Source organism: Paramagnetospirillum caucaseum, assembly GCF_000342045.1.
In the GTDB taxonomy this organism is placed as follows: Bacteria; Pseudomonadota; Alphaproteobacteria; order Rhodospirillales; family Magnetospirillaceae; genus Phaeospirillum; species Phaeospirillum caucaseum.
The window spans coordinates 1-26,798 of record NZ_AONQ01000063.1 but is presented as its reverse complement, the minus strand read 5'-3'; the positions used below and the strand labels follow the sequence as shown (position 1 = coordinate 26,798).

29 protein-coding genes are annotated in these 26,798 nt (G+C 61.9%); 11 read left to right on the top strand and 18 right to left on the bottom strand.

The window, feature by feature from the left end; genetic code table 11:
- The 10 genes from H261_RS18020 to H261_RS17975 form a co-directional block, all read right to left on the bottom strand.
- Positions 1 to 581: universal stress protein (locus H261_RS18020; RefSeq protein WP_081608996.1), on the bottom strand; the 581-nt coding region annotated here is incomplete at its 3' end.
- A gap of 5 nt (positions 582 to 586) precedes the next feature.
- On the bottom strand, positions 587 to 1,558 hold the full coding sequence (gene oah, locus H261_RS18015) for a 6-oxocyclohex-1-ene-1-carbonyl-CoA hydratase (RefSeq protein WP_235062977.1): 972 nt from the start codon (positions 1,556 to 1,558) through the stop codon (positions 587 to 589).
- 175 nt (positions 1,559 to 1,733) lie between these two features.
- On the bottom strand, positions 1,734 to 2,210 hold the full coding sequence (locus tag H261_RS18010) for a MaoC family dehydratase (protein ID WP_008620359.1): 477 nt from the start codon (positions 2,208 to 2,210) through the stop codon (positions 1,734 to 1,736).
- Positions 2,211 to 2,276: 66 nt separating this feature from the next.
- Positions 2,277 to 3,332 (bottom strand): 6-hydroxycyclohex-1-ene-1-carbonyl-CoA dehydrogenase, encoded by a 1,056-nt coding sequence (had, locus tag H261_RS18005; protein WP_235062976.1) that lies wholly within the window; start codon positions 3,330 to 3,332, stop codon positions 2,277 to 2,279.
- A 133-nt stretch (positions 3,333 to 3,465) separates the two neighbouring features.
- Positions 3,466 to 4,557, bottom strand: a complete 1,092-nt coding sequence (gene had / locus H261_RS18000) for a 6-hydroxycyclohex-1-ene-1-carbonyl-CoA dehydrogenase (protein ID WP_040476828.1) — start codon at positions 4,555 to 4,557, stop codon at positions 3,466 to 3,468.
- A 32-nt stretch (positions 4,558 to 4,589) separates the two neighbouring features.
- Positions 4,590 to 5,294, bottom strand: coding sequence for an ABC transporter ATP-binding protein (locus H261_RS17995; RefSeq protein WP_008620350.1), 705 nt, complete (start codon positions 5,292 to 5,294; stop codon positions 4,590 to 4,592).
- Positions 5,294 to 6,082 (bottom strand): ABC transporter ATP-binding protein, encoded by a 789-nt coding sequence (locus H261_RS17990; protein WP_008620348.1) that lies wholly within the window; start codon positions 6,080 to 6,082, stop codon positions 5,294 to 5,296. Before H261_RS17990 ends, H261_RS17995 begins: the two co-directional genes overlap by 1 nt.
- The gene (locus tag H261_RS17985; RefSeq protein ID WP_008620346.1) at positions 6,079 to 7,074 is read right to left on the bottom strand and encodes a branched-chain amino acid ABC transporter permease; all 996 of its coding nucleotides are present in this window, start codon (positions 7,072 to 7,074) and stop codon (positions 6,079 to 6,081) included. The genes H261_RS17990 and H261_RS17985 overlap by 4 nt, the downstream gene beginning before the upstream one ends.
- Positions 7,071 to 7,931, bottom strand: coding sequence for a branched-chain amino acid ABC transporter permease (locus tag H261_RS17980; protein WP_008620344.1), 861 nt, complete (start codon positions 7,929 to 7,931; stop codon positions 7,071 to 7,073). Before H261_RS17980 ends, H261_RS17985 begins: the two co-directional genes overlap by 4 nt.
- 67 nt (positions 7,932 to 7,998) lie before the next feature.
- The gene (locus tag H261_RS17975; protein WP_040476827.1) at positions 7,999 to 9,186 is read right to left on the bottom strand and encodes an ABC transporter substrate-binding protein; all 1,188 of its coding nucleotides are present in this window, start codon (positions 9,184 to 9,186) and stop codon (positions 7,999 to 8,001) included.
- A 307-nt stretch (positions 9,187 to 9,493) separates the two neighbouring features.
- On the opposite strand from H261_RS17975, the gene H261_RS17970 reads away from it, so the two are divergent.
- The 6 genes from H261_RS17970 (at position 9,494) to H261_RS17945 (ending at position 14,908) form a co-directional block, all read left to right on the top strand.
- Positions 9,494 to 11,143 carry a (2,3-dihydroxybenzoyl)adenylate synthase gene (locus tag H261_RS17970; RefSeq protein ID WP_008620340.1) on the top strand — a complete coding sequence of 550 codons (1,650 nt, stop codon included), beginning with the start codon at positions 9,494 to 9,496 and terminating at the stop codon, positions 11,141 to 11,143.
- Positions 11,144 to 11,155: 12 nt separating this feature from the next.
- The gene (locus tag H261_RS17965; protein ID WP_040476826.1) at positions 11,156 to 13,126 is read left to right on the top strand and encodes an oxidoreductase; all 1,971 of its coding nucleotides are present in this window, start codon (positions 11,156 to 11,158) and stop codon (positions 13,124 to 13,126) included.
- Positions 13,123 to 13,536, top strand: coding sequence for a hypothetical protein (locus H261_RS17960; RefSeq protein ID WP_008620336.1), 414 nt, complete (start codon positions 13,123 to 13,125; stop codon positions 13,534 to 13,536). The genes H261_RS17965 and H261_RS17960 overlap by 4 nt, the downstream gene beginning before the upstream one ends.
- 38 nt (positions 13,537 to 13,574) lie before the next feature.
- Entirely contained in the window at positions 13,575 to 14,042 is a 468-nt protein-coding gene (locus tag H261_RS17955; RefSeq protein WP_161625047.1) for a cache domain-containing protein, read from the top strand.
- 18 nt (positions 14,043 to 14,060) lie between these two features.
- Positions 14,061 to 14,255: a hypothetical protein gene (locus H261_RS17950; RefSeq protein WP_008620332.1), complete on the top strand. Its 195-nt coding sequence runs from the start codon at positions 14,061 to 14,063 to the stop codon at positions 14,253 to 14,255.
- Between the two features lie 218 nt (positions 14,256 to 14,473).
- Complete coding sequence (locus H261_RS17945; RefSeq protein ID WP_008620330.1) at positions 14,474 to 14,908, top strand: MarR family winged helix-turn-helix transcriptional regulator; 435 nt, start codon at positions 14,474 to 14,476, stop codon at positions 14,906 to 14,908.
- A gap of 39 nt (positions 14,909 to 14,947) precedes the next feature.
- Here H261_RS17945 and H261_RS17940 read toward each other — a convergent pair whose 3' ends face one another.
- The 5 genes from H261_RS17940 to H261_RS17920 are packed head-to-tail and all read right to left on the bottom strand — an operon-like array spanning position 14,948 to position 18,950.
- Positions 14,948 to 16,084, bottom strand: a complete 1,137-nt coding sequence (locus H261_RS17940) for an FAD-dependent monooxygenase (protein WP_008620328.1) — start codon at positions 16,082 to 16,084, stop codon at positions 14,948 to 14,950.
- Positions 16,085 to 16,127: 43 nt separating this feature from the next.
- On the bottom strand, positions 16,128 to 16,532 hold the full coding sequence (locus H261_RS17935) for an acyl-CoA thioesterase (RefSeq protein WP_008620326.1): 405 nt from the start codon (positions 16,530 to 16,532) through the stop codon (positions 16,128 to 16,130).
- 16 nt (positions 16,533 to 16,548) lie between these two features.
- On the bottom strand, positions 16,549 to 17,181 hold the full coding sequence (gene maiA / locus H261_RS17930; RefSeq protein WP_040476831.1) for a maleylacetoacetate isomerase: 633 nt from the start codon (positions 17,179 to 17,181) through the stop codon (positions 16,549 to 16,551).
- Positions 17,182 to 17,192: 11 nt separating this feature from the next.
- On the bottom strand, positions 17,193 to 17,894 hold the full coding sequence (locus H261_RS17925) for a fumarylacetoacetate hydrolase family protein (protein ID WP_008620322.1): 702 nt from the start codon (positions 17,892 to 17,894) through the stop codon (positions 17,193 to 17,195).
- Between the two features lie 12 nt (positions 17,895 to 17,906).
- Positions 17,907 to 18,950: a cupin domain-containing protein gene (locus H261_RS17920; RefSeq protein WP_008620321.1), complete on the bottom strand. Its 1,044-nt coding sequence runs from the start codon at positions 18,948 to 18,950 to the stop codon at positions 17,907 to 17,909.
- 213 nt (positions 18,951 to 19,163) lie between these two features.
- Between H261_RS17920 and H261_RS17915 the strand changes: the two genes are divergently transcribed.
- Positions 19,164 to 19,625, top strand: coding sequence for a MarR family winged helix-turn-helix transcriptional regulator (locus H261_RS17915; protein ID WP_008620320.1), 462 nt, complete (start codon positions 19,164 to 19,166; stop codon positions 19,623 to 19,625).
- A gap of 250 nt (positions 19,626 to 19,875) precedes the next feature.
- Here H261_RS17915 and H261_RS17910 read toward each other — a convergent pair whose 3' ends face one another.
- Genes H261_RS17910 through H261_RS17900 form a run of 3 tightly spaced genes read right to left on the bottom strand, consistent with a single transcriptional unit; the run spans position 19,876 to position 23,743 of the window.
- Positions 19,876 to 20,271 (bottom strand): hypothetical protein, encoded by a 396-nt coding sequence (locus H261_RS17910; RefSeq protein ID WP_152426955.1) that lies wholly within the window; start codon positions 20,269 to 20,271, stop codon positions 19,876 to 19,878.
- A gap of 32 nt (positions 20,272 to 20,303) precedes the next feature.
- Complete coding sequence (locus H261_RS17905; protein ID WP_008620318.1) at positions 20,304 to 22,250, bottom strand: hypothetical protein; 1,947 nt, start codon at positions 22,248 to 22,250, stop codon at positions 20,304 to 20,306.
- Positions 22,250 to 23,743 carry a DNA cytosine methyltransferase gene (locus tag H261_RS17900; protein WP_008620317.1) on the bottom strand — a complete coding sequence of 498 codons (1,494 nt, stop codon included), beginning with the start codon at positions 23,741 to 23,743 and terminating at the stop codon, positions 22,250 to 22,252. Before H261_RS17900 ends, H261_RS17905 begins: the two co-directional genes overlap by 1 nt.
- A 430-nt stretch (positions 23,744 to 24,173) precedes the next feature.
- On the opposite strand from H261_RS17900, the gene H261_RS17895 reads away from it, so the two are divergent.
- From H261_RS17895 to H261_RS17880, 4 genes are all read left to right on the top strand, one after another.
- Entirely contained in the window at positions 24,174 to 25,358 is a 1,185-nt protein-coding gene (locus H261_RS17895; RefSeq protein ID WP_008620315.1) for a tyrosine-type recombinase/integrase, read from the top strand.
- A gap of 67 nt (positions 25,359 to 25,425) precedes the next feature.
- Positions 25,426 to 26,217, top strand: coding sequence for a hypothetical protein (locus tag H261_RS17890; protein ID WP_152426954.1), 792 nt, complete (start codon positions 25,426 to 25,428; stop codon positions 26,215 to 26,217).
- Positions 26,218 to 26,338: 121 nt separating this feature from the next.
- Entirely contained in the window at positions 26,339 to 26,593 is a 255-nt protein-coding gene (locus tag H261_RS17885) for a hypothetical protein (protein ID WP_008620312.1), read from the top strand.
- On the top strand, positions 26,593 to 26,798 hold a 206-nt coding region (locus H261_RS17880), incomplete at its 3' end, for a hypothetical protein (RefSeq protein WP_008620311.1). The genes H261_RS17885 and H261_RS17880, both read left to right, overlap by 1 nt.

Below are 26,798 nucleotides of genomic sequence, written 5' to 3'. Positions count from 1 at the left end.
GCCTCAACCATGCCCGTGGCGGTTCCGGTCTTCGCGTCGAACAGGGACAACACGACCACTGAGCGGGCCATGGCCATCAAAGGCTGGGAATCGACCATGGCGCGAACCGCCTCCCGGCTGGCATTCCACGCCAGGACGATACGTTCGCCGATGGTGGGGAACGTGCCATGACGGGGAATCACCAGAACCGGCCGCCCACAATTGAGAATGGTGTGCTCGACCAGATCCTTCGGAATGAACTTATCATCGGGACCATGCTGCCCCATGACCACCAGATCGGCGTAACGGGCGCAGAACATAGTCTCGCCAAGCACATGCGCGGGCGCACCATGGGACAGTTGCCACCACCTTGCGCTGATGCAGGAGGCTGCCGTTTTCATGGCAAAGTCATCGGCAGCTTTTGTGCAAACTGCCGTCAGAAAGGCACTGGGCTTTTGGGCGACGGCGCTGGATCGATCGCTCTCGCAGCGGGCGAACAGCCCCGTCAGACGCGCATTAAACTTGGCGGCCAGCCCTATGGCAATATCGAGACGAACGGAACTGCGTTCGCCATCGTCGAGATGGACCAAAATCTCCCGCATCGCCATCACTCCCGCCGTCCGGGCATCAGGTCGGCGATCAGCTCCTCCGACCACGGCGTCGCGGCGGCCTGGGCCTTACGCAAGGCGATGAAGTCGATCTCCCGGCCGGTCTCCTTGGTCCCGACTGCAAAGGCGCCGAAGCCAGCCTTCGCTTCGGTGGCCATGTTGAGCGCCATCCAGGCGCGACCGCTTTCCTTGCTGCGGTTCCAGGCATCGAGCTTGGGCTTGCGCAGTTCCTCAAGGGTCTTGGACAGGCTTTCCGGGAACATCGGCACGAACTTGGCACAGATGGCGTCGACCTTGGCGTCGAGCAGGCTGAGATCGACCTCGCCCGCCGCCAGCAATTCCTTCCCCTTGGCCAGTTCCTCGCCGGTCTTGGGTTCGCCCAGGACCATTTCGCCGAACTCGTCCACCAGCCGGTCGGTAATCACCAGCGGATTGGGGACAAAACGCCCGTCCACCTTCAGGGCGGGAACGACGGCGGAGATCATCCCGATCCGCCGGGCCTTGTGAGCCGAAACCGGCTCGCAGAGGCTTCCGAGCGCCAGGGCCTGCTCCGCCCCGACCATGACGGGCAGGAAGTCGGTGGCGCCCCCCAGCATTGCGGCGCCGTGCTTGGGTCCGCCCTGACCGAACATGGCCAGATCCTGGGCGACGGAGATGTCGCAGGCCAGCCCGAGTTCCTGGCCACCGCCGCTGCGCAGGCCGTTGACCCGGCAAATGACCGGCTTGTCGCAAGCGAGAATCGCCGACACCGTATCGCCGAACAGCCGCATGAACCGGCGGAATTCCTGGGAGTTGCCACCGTAATAGGTGGAGAATTCCACGGCATTTCCGCCGGTGCAGAACGCCTTGGCGCCAGCACCGGTCAGGACCACCGCCACCACGTCGCGGGCTTCGGAGGCCTCCTTGATCGCCGACTGGATGGCCTTCAGCATCCCGATGCTATAGGCGTTGAACTGCTTCTGGTTGTCGATGATGACCCAGGCATTGAACAGGCCCTCGACAACGCCCCCTTTTCCGTGCGGGCCGGCCGCTTCTCAACAACCACGCCCGGGACGGTCTCGGCCAGGGGAATGGTATGATTGATCAACGTTCTTTCAGGCGTTGGCATTGACGTATCCCTCTTGAGTGCTGGGTTTCCAGGATTGGCTACGCGCCGCGACAAAGGAGCATGTTCATGGCGGTGAACGTCATGACGGGCTCGTCGGCTTGATTCATGACCTCGACATACGACGTCACGATGCCGCGATCAGGCTTGGTACGAGACCGGCGCGCATCCTTGACGGTAACCTGGATGGACAGGGTGTCTCCCGGCCGAACCGGTCGAAGCCATCGGAGTTCATCGATTCCGGGGGATGCGAGGCTGGCCACCGCCGACAGATAATGCTGGCAGTAGAGGCGCATCATCAGGCCGGCGGTCATCCAGCCACTGGCGATCAGTCCATTGAAGGGACCGTTGAGGGCGGCCTCGGGATCGGTATGGATTGATTGGGGGTCGTATCGCGATGCGAAGGCGATGACCTCGGCCTGTTCCACCGATATCTCGCCGAATCGATGGATGATTCCCGGGACGTAGTCCTCGAAATAGCGATCTTCGACCGGGGCGGGAAAGTATCCGGTGTTCATGCGTCCCCCTTTGACATGCCAGATGGGCCCGGCCACCCCCTGAAACAGGTGGCGGCCGGTGACAGATCACGATGCCGGAGGCACCAGAACGGCCCGACGGGTGAGCTTGTGGTCATGCACGGCGGCAAAGGTTTCGTTGATGCTGTCGAGCGGACGGCATTCGACGAAATTCTTCACATTGATCTTGCCCGAGAGCACCAACTCCAAAGCACCGGGATACAGGTCCGGAGGGCAGCCCCAGTTGCCCAGCGCACGGGCATGGAATGCCATCAGATTGGAAAGCCGGAATTCGCCCTTGTTCATGGTGTAGCCGACCACGCACACGGTGCAGCCATGGACCATCAGGTCGAAGGCGGTCTGCTGCCCCGGCACGCTGCCCGAGCACTCCATGATGATCCACTCGGTCGAGCGCAGACCTTGGGCCTTGGCGAAGGCACCGATCTCCTTCTTGAGGTCCCTGGTGCTCACGAAATCCTTGGGGTTCAGGGCCAGTCCGACGACGCCGGCAGCCCGCAAGGCCTCCAGCTTGGCCGGATCGAGATCCAGAGCCACCACGGTGGCCCCCATGGCCGCCGCGACCTGCACGGAATAGCCTCCAACGCCACCGCAACCGACGACGATGACTAGGTCACCCTTGCCGATCCCGGCCTGCACGGCAGCCTGATAGGGCGTCGTCAGGGCATCGGCCACGACGGAAACCTCGGCGAGTTCAAGTCCCGCGCTCTTGAGGCGGGCCTCGTCGACCTCGCACAATCCCCTGGCGGGAACCTTGATGTGGGTGGCAAACCCGCCCTGGATATCGTAGCCGGGCATCATCTGCGACCGGCAGATGGTCCCCTTGCCGCGCTTGCACAGGTCGCATTCGCCGCAGGGGATGACGGCCGAAATAATGACGGCCTTGCCCAGCCACGATTCGGCCCCGGGGCCGGCCGCCTGGACGACGCCGCTGATCTCGTGGCCCAGGGCCAGGGGCAGCGGATGATTGGTGCGCACCCCGTTGTAGTAATAGTCGAGGTCGGTATGGCAGACACCGCAGCCGGCGATCTTGACCACCACTTCGCCCGCCGCGACCGCTCCGATATCCATCGCCTCCTTGACCATGGGCTGCCCTACCCCGGTCATCAACCACCTGAACGCGTTCGCCACCATTGTCTTGATCCTTTGCTGTTCAACGTCACTCGACCGGATCGAGCAAGACCCTCTCGAAAGAGGCAAAATGGTACCAAATTGCCAAATTCAGATCAACGCCGCCCCGTCATACCAAGGCTCGCACGGGAACCATGACGGCCCTGCGGCTGAGTTTATGATCATGCACGGCGACAAAGGTTTCGTTGATACTGTCCAAGGGACGGCATTCCACGAAGTTCTTCACATCGATCCGGCCGGAGAGAACCAGATCCAAAGCCCCCGGATAGAGATCGGGAGAACACCCCCAATTGCCGAGCGCACGGGCGTGATAGGCCATCAGGTTAGAGAGCCGGAACTCCCCCGTCTTCATGATGTAGCCGACGACGCAGATGGTGCTTCCGTGGACCATCAGGTCGAAGGCGTTCTGCTGCCCCTGGATGCTTCCCGAGCATTCCATGATGATCCATTCGGTCGAGCGCAGCCCTTCGGCCTTGGCGAAGGCACCGATCTCCTTCTTGACCTCACGCATCCCCGGAAAATCCTTGAGATTCAGGACCAGGGAGGCGCCTGATGACTTGATATCGGCGATCATTCCGGGATCAGTCTTCGACGTGATGGCGACCACCTTGGCGCCCAGAGCGGCAGCCACCTGAACGGAATACCCGCCAAGCCCACCGATACCTATGACGATCACCAGACTATCCGTGCCGATTCCGGCTTGAATGGCGGCCTGGTAGGGCGTGGTTACCGCATCGGCGATGACGGAAACTTCCGGCAGGGTCAGGCCAACGGCATCGAGACGATCCTCATCGACCTCGCAGAGGCCGGTGGAGGGCACCATGATGTGGGTAGCAAAGCCGCCTTGAATGTCGTAGCCGGGCATCTTCTGGCTGCGGCAAATGGTTTGCTTGCCGCGCCGGCACAGATCACAGGCGCCGCAGGGAATGACGGCGGGAATGATCACCGCCTTGCCCATCCAGGACTCGACGCCCGCCCCCGCACCGACGACCCGGCCGCTGATCTCATGGCCAAGGGCCAGGGGAAGGGGATGCTTAGTGGGCACGCCGTTGTAGAAGTAATCCAGATCGGTATGGCACACCCCACAGCCGGCGATCTCGACCAGCACCTCACCCGCCTCCGGAGCGCGGAGATCCATGGGCACCTTGACCATGGGCTGGTCGGGGCCAGCCATCATCCACCGATAGGCATCAACCGCCATGTTCCCCGCCTTTTCACTGTGATGAATGGGCATCAGACACCGATATGACGCTTGAGGATTTCGGATTCGGGCGTCAGGTCACTGCCGTCGTAGACGACCTCACCCTTGACCAGGATGACGTGCCGGTCGGCCAGACCGAGCAGAACATTGACGTTCTTGTCGACGATAATGCTGGCGATGCCGGTTTCCTTGATGGACCGGATGACATGCCAGATCTCGCGCCGGATCAGAGGAGCCAACCCTTCCGTCGCCTCATCGAGGATCAGCAGATCGGGATTGGTCATCAGGGCGCGCCCCACGGCCAGCATCTGCTGCTCGCCACCGGAAAGATGCGTCCCGAGGCTCCCCAGCCGCTCGGCCAGGCGCGGGAACGTCTCCAGGATCCGCTCATAGGTCCAATCCCGCCGGCCATCGATTCCGGGCCGGGCCGACATCATGAGATGCTCGCGAACCGTCAGGTTATGGAACATCCCCCGCCCCTCGGGGACATAGGCGATCCCCCGGCGGATGATGGCATGGGTGTCGGCACCGGTGACGTCGGTACCATTCAAGGTCACCTTGCCCTGGCGTGGATTGACGATGCCGAGCAGCGACTTCAGCAGCGTCGACTTTCCCATGCCGTTGCGGCCCATCAGGGCAACTGTCTCGCCACGCCGGACGGCAAAGTCAATGCCGTGCAGGATATGGCTCGAGCCGTAAAAGGTGTGAAGGCCGGTGCCGGCGATAAAGGTCGTCATCAATAGGCCTCCGCTCCGTCGCCGAGATAGGCGTCCTGCACCGCCTTCGAGGCGCGAATGGCTTCGACCGAACCGCTTTCCAGCACGGTACCGTTGACCATCACGGTCAGCACCTCGGCGATGGAGAACACTGCATCCATGTCGTGCTCGATGAGGATCAGGGTGAAACGGCGCGCCAGATCCTTGAGAAGCCCGACCATCCGCTCGGATTCTTCCTTGCCCATGCCGGCCAGAGGCTCGTCAAGCACCAGGATTTCCGGCCCTGTGGCCAGGACCATGCCGATCTCAAGCTGCCGCTGCTCGCCATAGGACATGGAACCGGCGATCCGGTCACGGCGCGATGTCAGCCCGCAGAGTTCAAGCGCCCAATCGGCCCGCTCGTTGACCTCCTTGTACATCGCCGCCGGGCGCAGGAAGCGCATGGAGGTCGGAAGCTGGGCCTGGGCGGCCAGACGGCAATTCTCGAAGCAGGTGAACACCGGAAAGACGTTGGTCTTCTGATAGCTACGCCCCACCCCCAGGCGAGAAACCTTGTGGGCAGGAAAACCGGTGATCCGCTGTCCCTTGAAGAGAATTTCGCCACTGCTCGGGGGGAAATGTCCGGTCAGCAGATTGACGAAGGTACTCTTGCCGGCGCCGTTGGGACCTATGATGGCGTGGGCCTGGCGCTCGATGAAGCGATAGTTCGCCGAGTTGACGGCCACCAAGCCACCGAAGGACTTGGTCAGTTGGCGGGTTTCCAGCACCACCTTGCTTTCATCCAGAACGGCGGAAGTCATGCTGTTCATTGCCCGCCCTCCATCTTGGACCGCCCTGAGAACAGCTGAAGCAGCAAGCCCCCGACCCCCTTGGGAAGAAGCAGAACGATGCCGATGATCATCATCCCCATGGGCAGCAGCCAATGCTCGGTCACCGATTCAAAGCCCATCTTCGCCAGTTCGAAGACAAAGGCGCCGATGGCGGGTCCGAACAGCGTGCCCATGCCGCCAAGAATCACCATGACCAGGGCTTCGCCGGAATGGTGCCAGGACAGGGTGGCGGGATTGACAAAGCCGTATTGGATCGCAGCCAGGAAACCGGCAAGGCCGGCGATCGTTCCGCCGATGGTGAAGGCCAGCAGCTTGTAGGCGACCGGGTCGAAACCCAACCCACGGACACGATTCTCGTTAACCCCGATGGCGCTCACCACCCGACCGAACGGCGACGCCAGCAAGAGACGAAGCAGCAGATAGACCCCAACCAGGGCGCCTAGCCCCACATAGTAGAGGGTCCGCTTGTCGCCAAGGTTCAGCAGGGAGACGCCAAGGATCTCCACGGCGGGCTTGAACATGATGTAGGCCCCATCGGACCCTCCGGCGACCTTCGAATCATTGAAGAAGTAGAACCCCATCTGGCCGAAGGCCAGGGTCACCATGATGAAGTAGATGCCCGAGGTGCGGATGGACAGGTAACCGACCATGGCGGAGGCAATGGCGACGACGACCAGCGCCGCTGGCAGTACCACCCACAGGTTGGCGGCCGAATATTCCGGCGAGAGCATGGCCAGCATGTAGCCGCCGAGCCCGAAAAAGGCTGCATGCCCCATGCTGACCAGGCCGGCGACACCGACCAGAAGATCCAGGCTCATGGCCATGACCGCCATGATCATGATGCCGGTGAGCTTCTGCATCAGGAAGGCGTGCTTGTTGGGAAACAGCACGTCGCCGAAAAAGGGGTAGGCCGCAAGCAGGACAATCACCGCCGATAACAGAATGGAAAGGGAGCGTGGAAGACGGCTCATGCGAACAGCCCCCTCGGCTTGAGAAGCAGGACCACGGCCATGACCGCGTAGACGGAGAAGCTGGCGAAATCCGGGGCAAGGACCTTGCCGAAGGTATCCGCCAAACCGATGAGAAGAGCCCCCAGAAACGCCCCCTTGATCGACCCCACGCCGCCGATCACCACCACCACGAAGCAGATGATCAGGACGGTATCGCCCATGCCCGGACCGATGGAGCTGATGGGGGCGGCGATGGCACCCGAAAGGGCGGCCAGAACGGCGCCGAGAGCGAAGACCGCACCGAACAGCAGCTTCACATTGATGCCCAGCGCGGCGACCATGTCGCGGTTCGAGGCGCCCGCCCGGATCCACATTCCAAATCGGGTGCGCTGGATGACAAAATACATGCCGACAGCCAGGGCAGCGCAAACCGCCGAAATGGCGATGCGGTAGACCGGATAGCTTAAGGAATCGGTCAGGGGAATGGACCAGTTGAGGGCCGCAGGGACCTTGACTCCGTGGATGTCGCCCCCCCACAGCATGCGTTGCGCCTCGTTGAAGATCAGGATCAGGCCATAGGTCAGAAGCACTTGATCCAGGTGGTCCCGCCGATACAGGACGCGGACCAGCAAGGCCTCGATCAGGTAGCCGACCACCGCCGAAATGGGCAGCGCCAGCACGATGGCCAGAAGCAGGCTGTCCACCGACTGCAGCAGCCAGAAGGTCAGGTAGGCCCCCAGCATGTAGAAGGATCCATGGGCAAGGTTGATGATGCCCATGATGCCGAAAATCAGGGTCAGCCCGCTGGCCACCAGGAACAGCAAGAGCCCGTATTGAATCCCGTTCAGCACCTGAATCAGGAAGAACCAGATATCCATCGCAGCGCCCCCAGGGCATGGAGAAAAAGCCCGCCGCTTCCGGCAAGGCTTTTCCGTCCGTAATCGACTAGGCGGACTTGCAGCCCTTGGCGGGGTCCGCCAAGGCCTTGTGCGCAACGCCCAGCACGATTTCCTGCCCGTTCTTCACCTGGCGCAGATAGATGTCCTGAACCGGGTTGTGGGCCTTGGACAGGGTAAAGGCACCACGGGGGCTCCTGATCTCGGCGGCCGCCATAGCGGCGATCAGGGCAGCCCTTGACCCAGCAGCCGTATCGCCCTTGACCGCATCCATGCCGATGGCCAGAAGCTGGCCGCTGTCATAGCCCTGCACCGCATAGACGTCAGCTTCCTTGCCGGAGAACGCCTTGAATTCGGCCCTGAACTTCTTGTTCTCCGGCGTATCGAGGGCATCGGCGTAGTGGAGGGTCGTCAACACGCCTTCCGCTGCCGCGCCTTGTCCGGCCAGAACACCATCCGTCAGGAAGCCGGTCCCCATCAAGGGGATGGACTTCAAGCCGGCGGCGGCATAGTCCTTGACGAACTTCAGGGCGCCGGAGCCGGCGAAGAAGGCGAACACGCCATCGGGCTTCAGCGAAGCAATTTCCGTCAGGTTCGCCTGGAACTCCTCGTTGGGGAACGGCAGCATGATCCGCTTGACGATCTTGCCTCCCAGCTGGGTGAAGCCCTCTTCGAAGCCGCCCAGTTGCTCCTCGCCCGCACCGTATTTCCAGGAAATGGTGACGACATTCTTCATGCCGCGATCCCAGGCGACCTTGCCCATGGGATAGGCCGGCTGCCAGTTGCTGAACGAGGTGCGGAAGATGTTGGGCGCACAGAGCGGCCCGGTGGCGGCCCCCACGCCGGCATTGGGGATGATCAGCATGGCGCCGGTATCGGTGGCTACCTTGGCCATTCCCATGGCAACCCCGGAATGGACCGTGCCCACCAGGAAATCCACCTTGTCGCCGGCGATCAGCTTGCTGGCATTCTCCGGTCCCTTGCCAGGATTGGACTCGTCGTCCAGGAGAATGTACTCGACCTCACGCCCCCCCAGCTTTCCGCCACGGGCGTTGACGGCCATCTTCAAGCCGCTGGTGATCGCCTCACCCAACGCGGCATAGGTGCCCGAATAGGGCAGCATCAACCCAACACGGACCTTCGCTGTTTGCCCAATGGCAAAGCGAGTCGGCACCAATCCGGCAGCTGCAAAGGCAGCCCCGGCCTGCAGCACGCTGCGGCGAGATATCCTGGTCATTCCGACCTCCCTTAACGTTCGCATCCCGAAGGGCAGACCAATTTTGGCTGCCCATTTTGTCGCCGCTTGAAAGGACACCCCTCGCGGCGTTATGGCTGGACGTTCTCATGATTTTCCATTTAATGCAATCGCATTTATTATGTGGCGCCACACCATTCCAGGCACACTCCTCAAAAACGCTGCATTGCTGATGCTGCGGCGCGGAAGATGCCTCCCTTTTTAATGCTGTTGCATTTTATGATTTTGCATTTAATAATCCCAGCAAATCAGGGCAGCCAAGCTGCTCATACAAACAAGGGAGGACGTCATGTTGCAGGGCTGCACCCCGTGGCCGGATGAGCTTGCGCGCGCCTATCGCGCCAAGGGGTATTGGGATGACCGGACCATCCCGCAATTCTTCCAGGAGCTGGCCAAGGCACGCCCAGATCATGTCGCCGTCATCGATGGGGCGAAGCGCCTGACCCTTGGGCAGTGGTGGGATGACAGCACCCGGCTGGCCGCCCATTTCTACGGGCTCGGGCTTCGCAAGGGCGACCGCGTCGTCTTCCAGATGCCCAATGGCGCCGATTTCTTTTCCGTCTTCCTTGCCCTGACCCGGATCGGTGTCATTCCGGTGATGGCACTGCCTCCTCATCGGGAGGAAGAGCTGACCCACTTCGCCTCCTTCTCCGGCGCCAAGGCCCTGTTCATCCCGGAGAGAGTGCGTGATTTCGACTTCCGCCCCATGGCCGAAACCGTCAAGGCCGAGGTCCCGTCGCTTAAGCAGATCATGGTGCTGGGCGAAGCGCTGGACGGGCAGACCTCTCTGACGTCGCTGCTGCGGACACCGCCTACCCAGGCCGATCTTGATGCCGTCCAGGCCATCAATCTCGATCCGGAGGATGTGGTCCTGATGCTGCTATCCGGCGGCACCACCGCGCTGCCCAAGCTGATTCCCAGAACCCACAACGACTACATCTATAATTTCAAGCGCAGCGCGGAAATCGCCGGCTTCGGCCCCCATACCGTCCTGCTGGCAGCCCTGCCGCTGGCCCACAACTACACGCTGGGTTCACCCGGCGCGCTGGGCGCGCTCTGCAAGGGCGGACGGGTAGTGATCGCCCCCAAGGTGGATTGCGAAACGGTGTTCACCCTGGTCCAGGCCGAGCGGGTGACCGCCATTCCCGCCGCCGTTCCGCTGGTGGTCAACTGGCTGAACGATCCCAAGCTCGACCAGTTCGACGTGAGCTCGTTGCAGGTCGTCCAGAATGGTGGCGCCCGCCTATCGCCTGAACTGCGCGACCGCCTGCGCAAGCGCCTCGACTGTCAGTTCCAGGAGGTTTACGGCACCGCCGAGGGCCTTTTGAACCTCACCCGCCTCGACGATCCCGACGACAAGATCCTCAACAGTTCCGGTGCGCCGATCTGCGACGACGACGAGATCAGGGTGATCGACCTCGACGGCAAGGAAGTTCCCGACGGAGAACCCGGAGAACTGATCGTCCGCGGCCCCTACACCATTCACGGCTACTACAACGCGCCAGAGGTCAACGCCAAGGCCTTCACCGCCGACGGCTTCTACCGGATGGGCGACATCGTGCGCAAATTTGGCCGCTATGTCGTCACCGAGGGGCGCAAGAACGACCTCATCAATCGGGGCGGCGAAAAGATCAGCACCGATGAACTCGAGAATTACATCCTCAAGCATCCCGCCGTTCACGGTGTCGCGGTCGTGGCCATGCCCGACAAGGTCTTCGGCGAGAAGGCCTGTGCCTTCGTCACTCTGAAGCCTAATCAGAACCTGAGCTTCGAAGGGCTCAAGGAATTCCTGCTGGCGCAGCGCATCGCCAAGTTCAAATTGCCGGAACGGCTTGAGATCGTACCGGAATTTCCCCTCTCGCCGGCGGGAAAAATCCTGCGGCGCAATCTGCGTGAAACGGTCACCGCCCATCTGGCGACCGAAAATAATCAAGCTTAGGAGGCTTCTGTCATGACACGTCCGGGTGAAGCTAAGCTCAAGACCCTGTTCTCACCGACCACATTCGCAGGACGGCAGATCAAGAACCGTGTGAAGTACGGGGCTTGCTGCGTCTCCAACTACAATACCCGCGACGGCTTCATCACGCCGCGCGAGCTGGCCCGGACCAAGGTGATCGCCGAAACGGGGTGCGGCATCATCACCAATCAGGGGGCCTATCCCGACCCGCTGGGCGAGGGCAAGGCGTATTTCCGCCAGGTCGCCATCTTCGACGACAAGTTCCTGCCGCAGTTTGAGATGATCGCCCGGATGATCAAGGACAATGGCGGCATGGCCATCCAGCAGATCCTGCATGCCGGCCGCTACGGCGGCATCGATCTCGGCTATTGCATCCAGCCGTCGATCGTTCCCCAGACCCTGCCCCACTTCCGCGCTCCGCGCGAGATCACCAAGGACCAGATCCGGCAGACCATCAAGGAGCATGCGGAAGCCGCCGTGCGCTCCATCAAGGCCGGTTTCGACGGCACCGAGATCACCAGCTTCATGGGCTACCTGCTGGCGACCTTCAATTCCAGGTTCACCAACCAACGCACCGACGAATACGGCGGTTCGCTGGAGAATCGCGGTCGCTTCATGCGTGAGCTGATCGACGCCATCAAGCAGGCGACGCCGGACCACCCGCTGATCGTGCGCCTCAACGGCGCCGAGCTGATGGACAAGTGGGGCGGCAATTCCGAGGACGAGTGCTTCGAGCTGATGCAGCAGGCCGCCGATTGCGGCGTCGACATGATCAGCGTCACCGTCGGCTGGCAGGAAGCCCCCGAATCCTCCATTGGCCGCGATATCCAGCCGGGGCACTGGAACTATCTGTCGGAGCGAGCCAAGAAACTGCTGCCCAACGTTCCCATCGCCTTCGGCCAGCGTCTGCCCAATCCGGCCATGGCCGACCAATGCCTGCAAGACGGCATCTTCGACTTCTGGGAGGTCTGCCGCCCGCTGCTGGCCGATCCCAAGATGTTGCACAAGGCGGCCGAGGACCGCATGGACGAAGTGCGCCGCTGCGTCGGCTCGCTCAACTGCCTGTCGCGGCTTTTCCGTGACCTGCCCTACACCTGCACCATGAACCCGGCGCTGGGCCACGAGGTCGAGCCGGAATATTCCATCACCCCGGCGGCGGTGAAGAAGAACATCATGGTGGTCGGCGCCGGCCCGGCCGGAATGGAGTGCGCTCTCACCGCCGCCCAGCGTGGCCACACGGTAACGGTCTACGACAAGAACGACCGTATCGGCGGCGCCCTGGTGGGCTATGCCTCCAACGACATGGCCAATCGCGACGACATGCTGTCGGTGCTGCGCTATTACGAGACGGTGGCCAAGCGGCTGGGCGTCGAGGTCAAGCTCAACACCGCCGTCGATCCCAAGCTGATGCGCGAACTGCTGCACGTCTACGACGTGGTGGTGGTGGCGACCGGGGCCCGGCTCGATCGGGCGCAATTGCCGCCCATCGAGGACGGCGTCGAAGTGCTGGCGGCGGTGGAGGTTGCCTGTGGCCGTGGAACGCCGAGCGGCCGGGTGGTCATCCTGGGCGGCGGCAAGGTCGGCCTGACCCTGGCGGAATCGCTGGCGACCCAGAAGATGGACGTGACCATCGTCGAGGCCGACAAGCGTCTGGCCGGCGACGTCATGCCGTCGTGGAAGTGGCGTCATACCGCCTGGGTGGACGAACTTGGCATTCCGTCGGTGACCGGGGCCAAGGCGATCAAGATCGACCGGGAGGGCGTCCATGTGATCGATGGCAAGGGCGTGGCGCGCGTGCTTCCCGCCGACACGATCATCGCCGCCTCTCCGGCGGTCCCCGCCCAGGATCTGGTCCATGCCTTCGAATGGATGGTGGACGAGGTCCATCCCTGCGGCGACGCCATCACGCCGCGGGGCCTTGGCGCCGCCATCCAGGACGGCTACCGGCTGGGCTGCCGGATATGACGGCGCTTCCGTCTCCTTCACGCTGGCAGGGGCTGCTGGATCGCCACAGCACCCTGTTCGGTGAATTGGACGATGGGTGCCGCATCGGCATCGCGCGCAGGGCCGACGTCAACCGGCCCGGCGCTGCCATGGTGGTCTGGGAAGCGGTGGGCGGTCGCCTGGTGGCGGGCGACCGACCGTTTCCCGGCTACCGGGATGCCGGCGTCGACGTGCTGCTGGTCGGCGATGACGAGGCCATGACCGAGATTTCCGGGGAATTGGAGGGTGACGCCCTCCCCGTGCTCAAACGTCTGGTCCGACGCGGCAATCTTGTCTGCTACGTGCTCAAACGCCAATGCGAGCTGCTCGATGCCGGATACGAGGACGTCCTGCAATCCATGGGCGTCGCCTTCGCCGGAGCCTGCCGCTGAGTCCGACGTACCAATACAAGAATCAAAGGGAGGTCAAAATGCTTGTTCGAATGCTTCGCGTCCTGGCGCTCATCGTCTGCACGTTCGCCGTTTTCCCGGCCTCGGCCGTCGAGCGGGGAACAAAGGATGAGGCCGTCGCCCTGGTCAAGAAGGCCGTCGCCCTCTACCGCTCGGCCGGTTCGGAAAAGGCCCTGGCGGCCTTCAATGTTCAAGGTGACGAGTTCCAGCCCAAGGATCTGTTCACCGTGGTGATCGGCCTGGACGGCATCATGCGTCAGCACGCCAAGGTTGCCGTTTTCAATGGCAAGGATGTCAATCGTCTCCGCGACGCGGATGGAAAATATTTCGTCGAAGAGCAGTTGAAGATCGCCAAGGGCCCCGGTTCAGGCTGGGTTGAATTCGCCTTTTCCAATCCCGTGCAACAGACGATCGAAAACAAGATCATGTACCTGGAAAAGGTCGATGATGTGTTCATCGGCGTTGGCTACTACGTCTCCAGGAAATAGCGGCCAACGGAGGGTCCCATGATTTTCCGCAACCCGAGAGGCGGCCTGGAACTGGGATGCAATGAATGCGGATGCCGTTGGTTTGATCGTCAGACCAACACCTGCTACGAGTGCGGCTCCGCCATTCCGGTCGAGGAAATCCAGGCCTACCAGGAAGCATTGGCGCAGTTTCACAAGGAAAAGGGCATCACCGTCAACGCCCCGCAGCCATAGACCTTCTTCAATCCGGCCGCCGAATTGGCTCTCCGGCAGTCCGTACTCCCGCCACGCACTTTCGCGGGAAGTCTCCCACCGAGCCCACTGAGGCCGGGCCCCTGGCCCGGCCACCTTTTTTCAGTAATCCCTGGCATTCTCTCATTCTGCTTGGAAACTTGAGATGCGCGTGGCATTAGCCCTCTAGGCAATTTCCCTATTCACGTCCATGGCAGACAATGTTCGACCTCAATCGCTTCCTCCCCTACCACCTGAATAGGACGGGCGTCAGACTCGCCGCCGCGTTCAGCAAGGAGCTGGAGCGCTTCAATCTGACCCTGCCCATGTGGCGAGTGCTGGCGGTGCTTTGGCATCATGGTGAGCTGAAGGTCAGCGACATCATCGTCGATACGACCATCGAGCAATCGACCCTGTCCCGCCTTCTGGTCACCATGGAGGAACGGGATCTGATCACCCGCGAGCGGAGCAAGCTGGATGCCCGCACCGTGGTGGTCAATCTGACGCCAAGCGGGCGAAAGGTGACGAAAACCCTGATTCCCTGGGCTCTGAAATTCGAGCGGACGGCGTTCAAGGATTTTTCCCAGGAAGAGATCGACACCCTCTATGCCATGTTGACCAGGATCTTCGAGAACTCGGCGGAGCTTCTGCCCTGAGTTAAGGACCGGAAACGAAGAAGGGGGCTTACGCCCCCTTTATCCATTAATGCCGTGACGCTTCTCATAAGCCTCAGCCAATTTCGGATCCCGGCGCCTGACCTCGGCATGATCGATCCGGCCCGTACGGGTCATGTAGGAATAGGCGAAGTCGACGGGGTCCATCTTCATCAACTCGTCCATTTCCTCGTACCACCGGATGCTGACATTGGCGGCGTCCCAGATCGACTTCATCGGACGCAATCTCAGTTCCTTGTAGCGGACCAGAGCTGCCTGAACGTCGCCGCCCTTTTCCTGGAAGGCCTTGTACAAGGCGATGGCATCTTCCATGGCCAGCCGCGTTCCCGATCCAATCGAGAAGTGCGCGGTCCGCAAGGCGTCACCCATCAGCACCACGTTGTCGAAGCTCCAGGTCTCGTTCCATACGGCGGGAAACTGGCGCCAGAACGAGTTGTTGGAGAGGATCTTGTGGCCCTCCAGGTCCTTGGCGAAGACGCGCTCGCAGTAGGCGATTGTATCCTCCGGGCTCATGCCCTCGAAGCCGGCCTTGTGCCAGGTATCGTCCGTGACCTCGACCAGGAAGGTGCTGCGATCCGGTCCATAGCGGTAATGGTGGGCGCAGAAGACACCCGCATCCGTGTTGCGGAAGGTGAGCGTCAGGCTGTTGAACGGCTTGGTGCTGCCGTACCAGATGAAGCGATTAGGACGCCAGTCGATGGTGGTGCCCAACTTGGCCTCGTTCTCCTGACGGATCCACGAAAATGCCCCATTGGCGCCGACGATCAGGTCGGCCTCGCCGATCTCGGCCAGTGACGTCTTCTCGGTCTCGAACTCGATCCTGATGCCCAGCCTCTCGACGAAGGCATACATCAGGGTCAGCATCTCCAGCCGTCCGATGGAGGTGAAGCCATTGCCGGCAATGGGGATCCGCGAATCGTTGTGAACGATGGTTATATCCGGCCAACTTTCGAAATGAGGCGTCAGGTAGTCGTAAAGCTCTTGATCGTCCGCCCGCAGGAACTCCAGCGCACGATCAGAAAAGACCACGCCGAATCCCCAGGTGGCATTACGCGGTGAACGTTCGTAAATGGTGATGTCGTGCGACGGGTCGGCACGCTTCATCAACGCCGCGAAATGCAGGCCGGCGGGACCGGCCCCAACGATCTTGATCTTCATGGTCACGTCCTCCTAGTGGCAATCAGCCGAGTGATGGCAGGCTTCAACCCGCGCCTTCCAAAGCCTTCACGATCGGCTCCGGAATGGCCTCGGCCTTCATTTTCTTGGGATCATTGTCGAGCGCATTGCGCCACACCCTGACTTCCCATCCCTCAACGATCAGGTCGTCGCCGAGAAAGAAGTCATGGGAAACCTTGATGGTCTTGCGTCCGATCTCCCGGACGGACGAGACGATCCGCAGCATGTCGCCCACCGAGGTCGGCCCCCGGAATTTCGACCCGACTTCGACAAGGGGGAACCGCCGGCCGGATTCGGGATCAAGCCCGGCCGAGGCGATCATTTTGGTGAAAGCGGCGTCCGACCAGCGAAAATAATTGGGGAAGAACACAATCCCCGCCGGATCGCAGTCTCCAAAATGAACCTCGACGCCGAATATGTTGGTCAGCATTGGACCGCCTCCTCTTTCACTCGGCATCGGGCTGCCGGTCGGGCGCCGTCATGATGAAGGCGTCCAACACTAGGGCTGCGGCTTCGCGCTCCAGAAGACGCGGGAATTGGCGAACATCGACGCCGAATCTCCGCGCATTTCCCATCTGTGGAACCAGACAGATATCGGCGATGGTCGGAGTGACTCCGAAGCAATAGGGGCCCGACTGCCCGTCGATGAGCGCCTCGCAAGCCTCCAGTCCGGCGATATTCACGTCGGCGGCCCAACGCTCCACGACGGTCTCGTCATGACCGAGTTGCCGCAAGGCGTTCAGAACCTTCAGATTCTGGACCGGATGCGTATCCGCCGCGATAACCTGGACGAAGGCTCGCACCTTGGCCCTTTGCACCGGATGATCGGGCAGCAACGGAGGGCGCGGATAGACATCGTTCAGCCACTCGATAATGGCCAGCGATTGGGTCAGGACCGAACCGTCGGGCAATTCCAGGGCCGGCACCAATCCCTGGGGATTGATTGTCAGATAGTCGGGCGCCCTCTGCTCCCCGCGACGGAGGTGATGCGACACCTGATCGACGGAGATTCCCTTCAGATGAAGGGCGATCCGCACCCGCCACGATGCGGAGCTACGGAAATAGCCATGCAGCCTCATCTTCCCCTCCTTCATGCCTCTGGGGTGCCGATCGTCAGGTGAATTTCACCGACCTGCTCGATCCGTCCGACCAGAACGTCGCCTGGCTGAACCGGACCGACGCCTTCGGGTGTCCCGGTGTAGATCAAATCTCCCGCCTGCAGGTGATAGTAGCGCGACAGATGGGAGACCAGGGCTGCCGGAGACCAGATCAGCAGGGAAAGATCCGTGGACTGCTTGACGGTCCCATTGACGCTCAGCTCCAGCCGGCCGGTCTTGGGATGGCCGATCTTGGCCGCCAGCACGATGGGGGAAATGACCGCGGACTCCTCGAAGTCCTTGCCCAGATCCCAGGGACGCTGCTGCGCGCGGGCCGCCAATTGGAGGTCGCGCCGCGTCATATCCAGGCCGCAGGCATAACCGAAGATGGAGGCAGACGCCTCTTCCTCGCTCACCTTCCAGGCGTCGGCGCCGATGGCGATGACCAGTTCCATCTCGTGGTGGTAATTGCTGGTGCCGGGCGGATAGGCGATGGTCGCCCCCGAGGCCACGATGGCATCGCGCCCCTTGGTGAAATAGAACGGCGCCTCGCGGTCGACCGCGACCCCCATTTCCTTGGCGTGGGCCTCGTAATTCCGCCCGACGCAGAAGATGCGCCGCACCGGAAAGAGGGCGTCCGACCCCGCGACGGCGACGGTGACGACCGAGGGGGGAGAGAAAAGCAAAGCACCCATGTGTGAACCTCCTCAGCCGAAAACCTCGTAGACCCCAAGCTTGCGCTGTAGCGGCGCATCGTCGGTCATGAACATGAAAAGGGACACCTTCCTCGAAGCATTGGCAATGCGCACCGGCGCGTGGGGCGGAATGGCGAAGGTGTCCGACTCGGTGAACTTCAGATGGACACCATCGACCTCGGCGGAGCCCTCGCCCTCGACCACATGAAGAACCGCCGAGGCGGATCGACGGACCAGGCTGACCTCTTCGCCCGGTCGCACCATCAGGGCCGAGAAGCCCAAGGTCGGCAGGCACTCGCCGCCGGTCTCGGGATTGATGTAGGCCAATTGGGCCACTCGCCCCGACGGGGTGATGCCGCTCAAGCCCCCAAGGGCAGCCCGGACCTCGGTCCAGGGATAGCGCAGCAAGGGGTAGGCGGCCCGCTGGCGATCCAGGGCCTCGTAGGGCACCAGGCCATTGCGAACGTAGCGGGTCTGCGACGAATCCGGCTCGTTCCGAATGCTTTGCGAGCGGCCCTCGATGGCGTAGGACAGCTCCAATCCATGGATCAGCGGCAGATCGAGGGCATCGAGCCACACCACCGGCCCCTTGCCTTCATGACCATGCTCATGCCACAGGCCGGACGGCGTCAGAATCAGGTCGCCCCGCCCCATGGGGCACTTCTCGCCGTTGATGACCGTGAATCCCCCCTCGCCTTCCACCACGAAGCGGATGGCGCTCGGACTGTGGCGGTGATTGGGAGCCACCTCACCCGGCAGAATGAGCTGCAGGCCGAGATAGATGGATGCGGTCGCCTGAACGCTATCCGGGCCAAAACCCGGATTGGCGAGCACCAGGACACGCCGCTCAGCCTTCTCAATGGGCGTGAGCTCCCCCGCCTTGATCAGGTCAGGCCGGATCTCTGCATACCGCCACAGGGTCGGCTGGGTCCGCCGCGTCGGCTTACCGTGTGGCAGCAGATTCCTGAGACTGGGCCACAGCGGCACCAAGTTCTGGGCAGACAGCGACCGCCGATATTCCAGCGGCAGTTCTTCCAGGGTTCCGAGCGAACTCATTCCATTCTCCCCGAGCAATCCAGTGATCGTCAGGCGCAACGTCCATCGGCGCCCTGATCAGCACCAATATAGTTCCATATGGAATAACTTAGTTCAAGGGATTTTTGAACGTCTCCAGGTTTTGCGGCAGAACACAGCCTCTCCCACCTGGACATTGGCGCGGGATATAGGGCATAAATGCGTGGACAAACGGGTAATCCAGGGCCAAATGGAATGAACGAAAGCACAGCAGAGAAGCCAAAAAAATTCCACCTGGAAGATTACATCCCCTACCTGCTGCATCAGGCCCACCTTGCCATGCTCGGCCTGTTCACCCCGGTCCTTGCCGAGCACGGGCTGACTCTGCCGGAGTGGAGAGTGCTGGCCGCCCTCCACTCGGACTCCCCCATGCGCTTCCGGGACCTGGTCACCGCAACCGGCCTGGAACCGCCGACCCTGGTCCGTGTCGTCGCGAAACTTGAGAAGCAGTCGCGGCTCACCCGGGAAAAGTCGGACGAGGACCGTCGCGGGACGTTGCTCGCCATCACTCCCGAGGGCAGAGCCATTACCAGCCTTGCCATTCCAAGGGCCTACGAGGCCCAGGCATTGGCACTCCAGGACTTCTCGGCAGATGAGACGGAACTGTTGCGACGATTATTGCGCCGCATACCAATTAACTCAAGTAACCATAACTAGTTGCATCATATAGTCCGCAACCAATCACATTGGCTTGCCGCGCCTTTGACGTGTCATCCTCAAAATAAATGCCAAGCCGTCCCACTGTATTTCGTATTTGCTCGAACCACCCTGCTACCTGGGCACTACCATTTGGGATTTCGGGAGGGGAGATCTGAAATTAAAAACCATCAACATATTGATGTTGCTTGATATTTTACTATGAAATAAGCAACTAATGTTTCCCGCGCTTCGATTGTGCTCAGGGATTTCATCTTGAAGTGGAGGAACTCGCAGGGGTCAGCCACCACGCCATCCATCGAGAAAGGCGAGGCATGACCACCTTGGCTTCCAGCTGGTCGCGAGTTCCTGACAGGACGGTATCTTCCAGCGACAAGCCCTCGCCGGCAATCTCCTGCGCTGCTTCGAACGGGAAGAACGGATTGAAGCGGCGGATATCGGTGATCCGCGCCCAGACATAGATGCGGGTCTGGTCCTGGTATGAACCGTCGGGAACATCCATGCCCAGCGCCACGATATCGCCGACCCGGGCCTGAAACTGACGCAGGATGAAAGTAAACTCACCCGTGCCGGCATTGCCGACCACCGTCCCCACCGATCTCCAGCCGTCACATCTTCCGCCATCCATCCGTGTGTCCTCGCTCATATCGGACCGCATTCTCCGGCCCCGTCTGTTTCCTATTTGAAAATCCCTGGCCGCAGCAGCCATTCCCGCCCCGATCCGCACAGCATGCGGCGAAGCGAATCGAACAGCCGTGTGTCGCCCTCATCCAAGGCGCTCTTCAAGGCCAGGACCGCCGTTCGGGTATTGACCGGGCGGCTCATCCAGTCGGGAATGCGGGCGAATTTGTCGACGATGTCGAGGCCAACCGGGAATGCATAGTTGGGCAGCAGCAGGGCGCAATGCATGATCAACGCGGCAGTCTCCCGGAATCGTTCAACATCCTTGGCGAACATCTCGATACGGATCGGCGCGGTCCATTCGGTGACCATCAGATAGGACGCCACCGGTTTGGGGTAATTGACGATCACGTCCTGCCAGGCGAGAGGGGCCTTGCGCATAATGTTACGGTCAATGGCGACCGGCAGCAGCGCTTCGCCTGGCTCGAGAACGCAACGAAACAGCAGCGAATCGGTGATCCGTTGCCCCTCCATGTCGTCGCCGCTATCTGAAGGATCGAGGGCATTGCGAAACCATTTCTTCCATGCGTCCGGCGGCAACGGCAATACGTCGCGGATGGCGTGGTCGTCCAGGCTGTTCAGCACGGCCCCGCTCACAGTGGACGTGGTGCTTTCCCGTTCTACCACGCCACAGACGACCGCCTGAGACTGCTGTAACGCCTGAAGCTGGCGCAGATGGACGCTGATGAAGTTGCGGTCCCGGCCCTTGAGCGGCCCGGTCTCGGGAGGCAGAAGCTCGGCCAGGGCGGAGTCGGAGAAATCAGGAAAGCTATTGTGGATAGCCCCGTCTTTCATCACGTCGGTATAGCGTGACACCGGATTGACCAGGGAGCCGTGCAGCATCACCCAGGCGATATCGGGCTGCTCACACACCATACGGACGGCGCCGGCCGCCTCGATGGAAATCCTGGCGGCATCCCGAAGTGCGCCGATATCCGGAAAGGTGTCCTGGTAGACGCCGCCATCGACGTGGGAATAGAGCTCATCGATCAACTGCTTCAGGACGGTAAAACGCTCGCGTGCCGGCCCCCGCTCGCCGGGTGTGACCACATAGCCCCCAACGCGGGCAGCGACGGGAGCAGACCCCAGCATGGACAGGTTGGCCAGCCCGCCATCGACGAAGCCAATCGGACGGCCGGCAACAGCCTTCCACAAAGCCGGGTGATCTTTCTCGACACGGATAATCCCGCCCGTTTCCAGCAGAACCTCGCGAAGCTGCGAAGCAAGCTGTTCCACTGTCTCCATGAAACGAAGCTGGGCAGGGGCCGACAGGTCACCCGCCACCTTGAGCATGCGTTCCAGGATGTGCGGTTCGCGGAGTTTCTCGCGGATGGTACGTTTGCGGGATGGATGTTCCGGGGCGGTTTGCCGGGGCATGGGGGGCACAGTCGTCGGACGCCTTACCTGCACGGAGGGGAGCTCTGGCGGGATCGGTGCGGGTGGCGTCGGGCAGTATCGGGCGATGGTTTCGAAGCGGGGAGTCCCCTCTTCGCAGATGGCCATGCTGCTTTCGAGCACACGCTCAACACACGAGGCCAGACCAGCATGAACCAGGGGATCGTGAACGCGAGCGATAAAGGTAATTGTTACCGGATAGCTGCCGTCGTTCCCTGCTGGCGAGCGGATCAGCATGAAATCCTTGCAATCCAGCCTAGCGAAGGCCTCTCCCTCGATTTTGGCTCCGCCCAGACGCCAGTTCTTCTGGGACTTGTTCAAACGGCGTTTTTCCCGAATTTCCACATCGCCAAACGTGCAGATGCAATCCAGCATCGTGTCACCAGCTTCGAACCGCTCCGGACTGAGAAGGCGCTCGGCCACGCTGGCATTGATATTTATCGCCCGCTGTCTGCCACGAAGATTTGCCCGATGGGCCGCGAACAGTCCCAGATCTGATTCAGCCAGGGAACGGACAATCACCAGTTCCTGCGGTTTGCCATCGCTCATCAGCGGGCTCCGGCCACTTTGGCAAGGCGCCCCGGTTCGCACAGCGCCGCCCTGATCTGCTCCAGCACACTTTCAGCCACTGCCTTGGCCATCAGCGGCGGCACCGCATTGCCGATCTGGCGGAAAGCCGGATTCATGGTGCCGCAAAACACGAAGCCATCAGGGAATGACTGAAGCCGGGCCGCCTCTCGTACCGAAATCGTCCTCGCCTGGGCACTGTCATAGTGGATATGGCTGTAGCCGTCCTTGCCGAGATGGGCCAGCAGGGTCCGCGCCGGCTTGTCCGGCTCCATCTTGCGCCACTTATTGGGAAATTTGCCGGGATCATAGGGCGGGACGATGCTGTCGCGCAGCGCTTTCCAGGCGGCGGAATTCTTACGGGGCCGCTTGTCCAGCCGGGCCAGCGCCTCCTCGAACATCAGCCCCGCGCATTTGAAAGCCTCGGGATACTGGTCGCCGGCCTTCAATCGGGCAAATAATTCGTAGTCACGCGGCAGATAACGGATGACGTGGTCAAGCAACTTGTCCCTGCCGGTAAATCCGTGCCATTCCCGCATCAGCTTGGCATAGCCGGTCTGTTTGTCCGCCCCCCCATAGGCAAGCGGTACATCGAAACGACGAGCCCCCCGTTTCAGGGTACCGTCCTTCATTTGGGCGCGAGCGTCGATGACAGGAAGATCCTTCAGGGCTTCCTCGGCTGTAACCGCCTTTGCCCCCTTCTTGGGATGGGCGTCAATGGCCGGGAGATAATGATTCTCTCCGGCGGAATTATCGGTGTTCGCCAGCAGTTTTAGTGCCACGGCCCGCGAACCCTCATAACCTGGAGGAAGGTCGATCCAGTGAGTTGGCTCCGGCAAATGGACTTCGCCTGCCAGTTCCCGGTGGATGGCGATGAGCAGCATCCGCTCCCGCATTTGCGGAACGCCATAGAAGGCCGAGTTGAGCAGGGTGTAGCCACAGGCATAACCCCGGCTGTCCAGAACTTCGGCCACCTCCTCGGCAATGTTGTGCCCGCCGTGGTTCAGCATGTCGGGCACGTTCTCCATGACTACCGCCACCGGCACGCAGATATCGACGTAGTCCAGATAGTCGATATACAACCGGGCGCGGGGATCATGCCGGAACGCCTCGGGATGATCGGCCACCTCACGCAACTTGGACCGGCCGACCCGGGCGAACGCCTGGCAGGGCGGCCCACCGACAATGATGTCGAAAGCTGACTCCGGCTTGCCCAGGCCAAGGGCGGAGGTTAGCGTGGCCGGTGGTGTAGTGGTAATATCGCGCGCCAGACAGTGAGCTGCTGCACCTTTGTGGAAATTGGTCCCGTGCGACTTGGCCGCGTCACGGTCAAACTCCACCGCAGCGGCAATCTCGTATCCGGCCGCGTGGAATCCTAGCGACAGCCCACCGCAGCCCGAGAACAAGTCGAGGACACGGGGCATCTTGCCGGCGCGAAGCCGGGCAATTTTCTGACGGATAACGGACTCATTCATGACGAAGACAAAACGCGGTGATCGATGAGCTAGATCGTATCACACGCGACGGTGGGGAGACCATGTCGGCATATGACGTAGAATCCATTCGACGCCATGTCGTGTTTTCGCATTCATTCGCGCCGCCCTGCTACCTGGGTGCTACCATTCGGGATTTCGGGGGATTGGCGAAGGAATCAAAAAGCCGCTAACTCATTGAGTTAGCGGCTTAATTTGGTTGCGGGGGCAGGATTTGAACCTGCGACCTTCAGGTTATGAGCCATGTGCCGACCTATATCTAGGCCCTTGATCCGTTGACATATTTTTCGCCGCCCTCCTGTAGCCCCTGCATTTCCGCGCTTTTCTGTTGATGTCCTCTGTAAATCGACGCAATGTCACGTCAAACGGCACCATACGGTGTGTTGACACAGTGTTGACAGGAAAATCGGCCATGTCAGAACGTCTCACAGATGCCCTCGCCAAACGGGCCAGTGCTGGGGACCGCCCCCAGGTCTTCTTCTGGGACGCCGACGTCAAGGGATTCGGGCTGCGCGTCACCAATCGCGGTGCCAAGTCCTTCATTCTCGACTACCGCATCGGCGGGCGCCAGCGGCGCATCACCATCGGCAGCTATCCCGACTGGTCGGTGGCGGCCGCCCGCACCGAGGCCGGCAACCTGAAGCGGGAAGTGGACCTGGGCCGCGACCCCATGGGCGAACGCCATGCCGAGCGCGCCGCCCCCACCTTGCGCGACATGTGGGACCGCTACAAGCGCGACCACCTGCCGCGCAAGGCGGCCCGCTCCCAGGCCGACGAGACCATGATGTGGGAGAAGCTGGTCCTGCCCATCCTGGGCAAGCACAAGGTAACGGACGTCACCCATACCGACATCGAGGCCCTGCACCGCGACATCACCACCCAGCGCGGTACGCCGGTGCGGGCCAACCGCGTCATCGAGGTGGTACGCCGCGCCTTCAATCTGGCGATCCGCTGGGAATGGGTCGAGAAGAATCCCGCTTCGGGCCAGTTGCGCAACCCGGAGGAGAAGCGCCAGCGCTACCTGTCGCCCGAGGAACTGTCCCGGCTGTCGGCGGCGCTGGCGGCCCACCACGAACCTGTTTCCGCCGACGCCATCCGCATGCTGATGCTGACCGGCGCCCGCAAGAGCGAGGTGCTGGGGGCCACCTGGGAGATGTTCGACCTGGATGCCGGGGTGTGGACCAAGCCCAGCGCCCACACCAAGCAGCGGAAGGAACACCGGGTGCCGGTCTCGGCCAACGCCCTGACGCTGCTGAAGCGGATCAGAGAAACCGCCGAGGGGCCATACGTTTTCCCCGGCAAGGGCGGCGACCAGCCGCTGACCGACGTCAAGCGGTCCTGGGCGGCGGTGTGCAAGGCGGCCGACATCACCGGCGCCCGCATCCATGACCTCCGCCATTCCTTCGCCTCGCTGCTGGTCAGCGGCGGCGCGTCGCTGCCGATCATCGGCGCCATGCTGGGCCACACCCAGGTGCAGACCACCCAGCGCTACGCCCACCTCTACGACGAGCCGCTGCGGGCCGCCGCCGACCATGTCGGCAAAACCATCGACATGGCGGGAGAGAAAAAGCATACTGCCCGCACGGAAACAAAGTGAGAACACTATGCCTATTCTCGATTATGGCATGCTGCTCGGCCCAGGCGCCCTGTACCGTGCGCAGTTGATGGTCCGCACGGTGATGGCATGGCCCGCCGACGAGGCCCGCCGACGCCAGTACATGGCCACGGTGATGTCGATGCATCTGGCGGAACTGGAGGAAGCCGGAGCCAACCTCCCCGACCCCGCTTCCGGAGAAAGCTGGGAGGACACGATCGAGGCCATCGAGCACGCCGAGGATTGGCATGCCTCCGTCGAACAGCTTGGCGGGTGGTTCGCCGAAGCTGGGGGATACCGCACCGTCGCGGCGGCCCCAGGGTTCGAGGCGTTTACGGCGGATATGGGAAGCCGCCTGGGCGACTGGTTTGCCGCCGGGCTGATCTTGGCCCTGGTGCGTCGCATGGCCACCCACCACCGCGACCTTCCCGGCGGTGCAAGCATCAACAAGGCGGTGTTCATCCTTGAGCGGGTCCACCTCCCCATGGTGCCCCGCAACAGCCATGATCTGCGGCGGGCCTGGAAGACCTATAAGCCGGTGGCCCATTTCTGCGCCGCGTTGTTCGACCTGTTCCTCGAAGCGATGATGATGGGCAAATCGCCGGAGGAATCCGCAGTTCTGATCGAGGAGGAATTGAACGAGGAATTCCTCCTGTTCCTGTCCGAAGCGGAAGCATATTTGGAATTCGGCCTGCGTTACCAGCCGCCTCGGACCAAGGGACAACCACTCCTCCCCCATGACGAAACCTGGACGTTTCCCGAATATCGTCCCTGGCCGAACTCCCCCCGCAAGGCGGCCCCGCTGGACGGCGTACTCCTGCGGGCCGCCATGGAATATCGCGCACCGGTTCCAAGTGCCTGACTACTGAGCCTCGACCGCTCACTAGAGAAGGCGATTCCCTCACCAATGTCGGGGAAGTGTTCCTGTCGATATCTGGATTGCCGACGCGGCTTTGCGCCGCTAGGCATGAAGGGAATCGACAATGACGGACACTCTCCCCGCCCCGGCGGAAACCAACATCTTCCTCGGCTACATTGACGAGGACGAATACTGCCGCCAGCGCGGCATCTCGGTGCGCACCGCCCAGCGCGACCGCCAGCTTCGCCAGTCCCCGCCCTATACGGTGGTCGGCCAGCGCGTCATGTACCGTATTGACAGCATCCGCACCTGGCTGCTGGAGCGTGAGCGCCAAGTTGAGCGCAAGGCGTCCGCGCCCCGCGCCGGAGGCCGCAAATAATGAGCGCCCCCGCCCCCGACGCCCTGGCCGACGATCTGCTGATCGGCGCGGCCCAGATCGCCCGCCACATCTTCGGCTCGGACGAGGATCGCTTCACCCGCCGCGTCTACTACCTGATGGGCCGCGCCAAGTGCCGCCTGCCTTCGTTCCGCCTGGGGTTTCAGGTCGCGGCCCGCAAATCCACCCTGCGCCAGTGGATCATCGA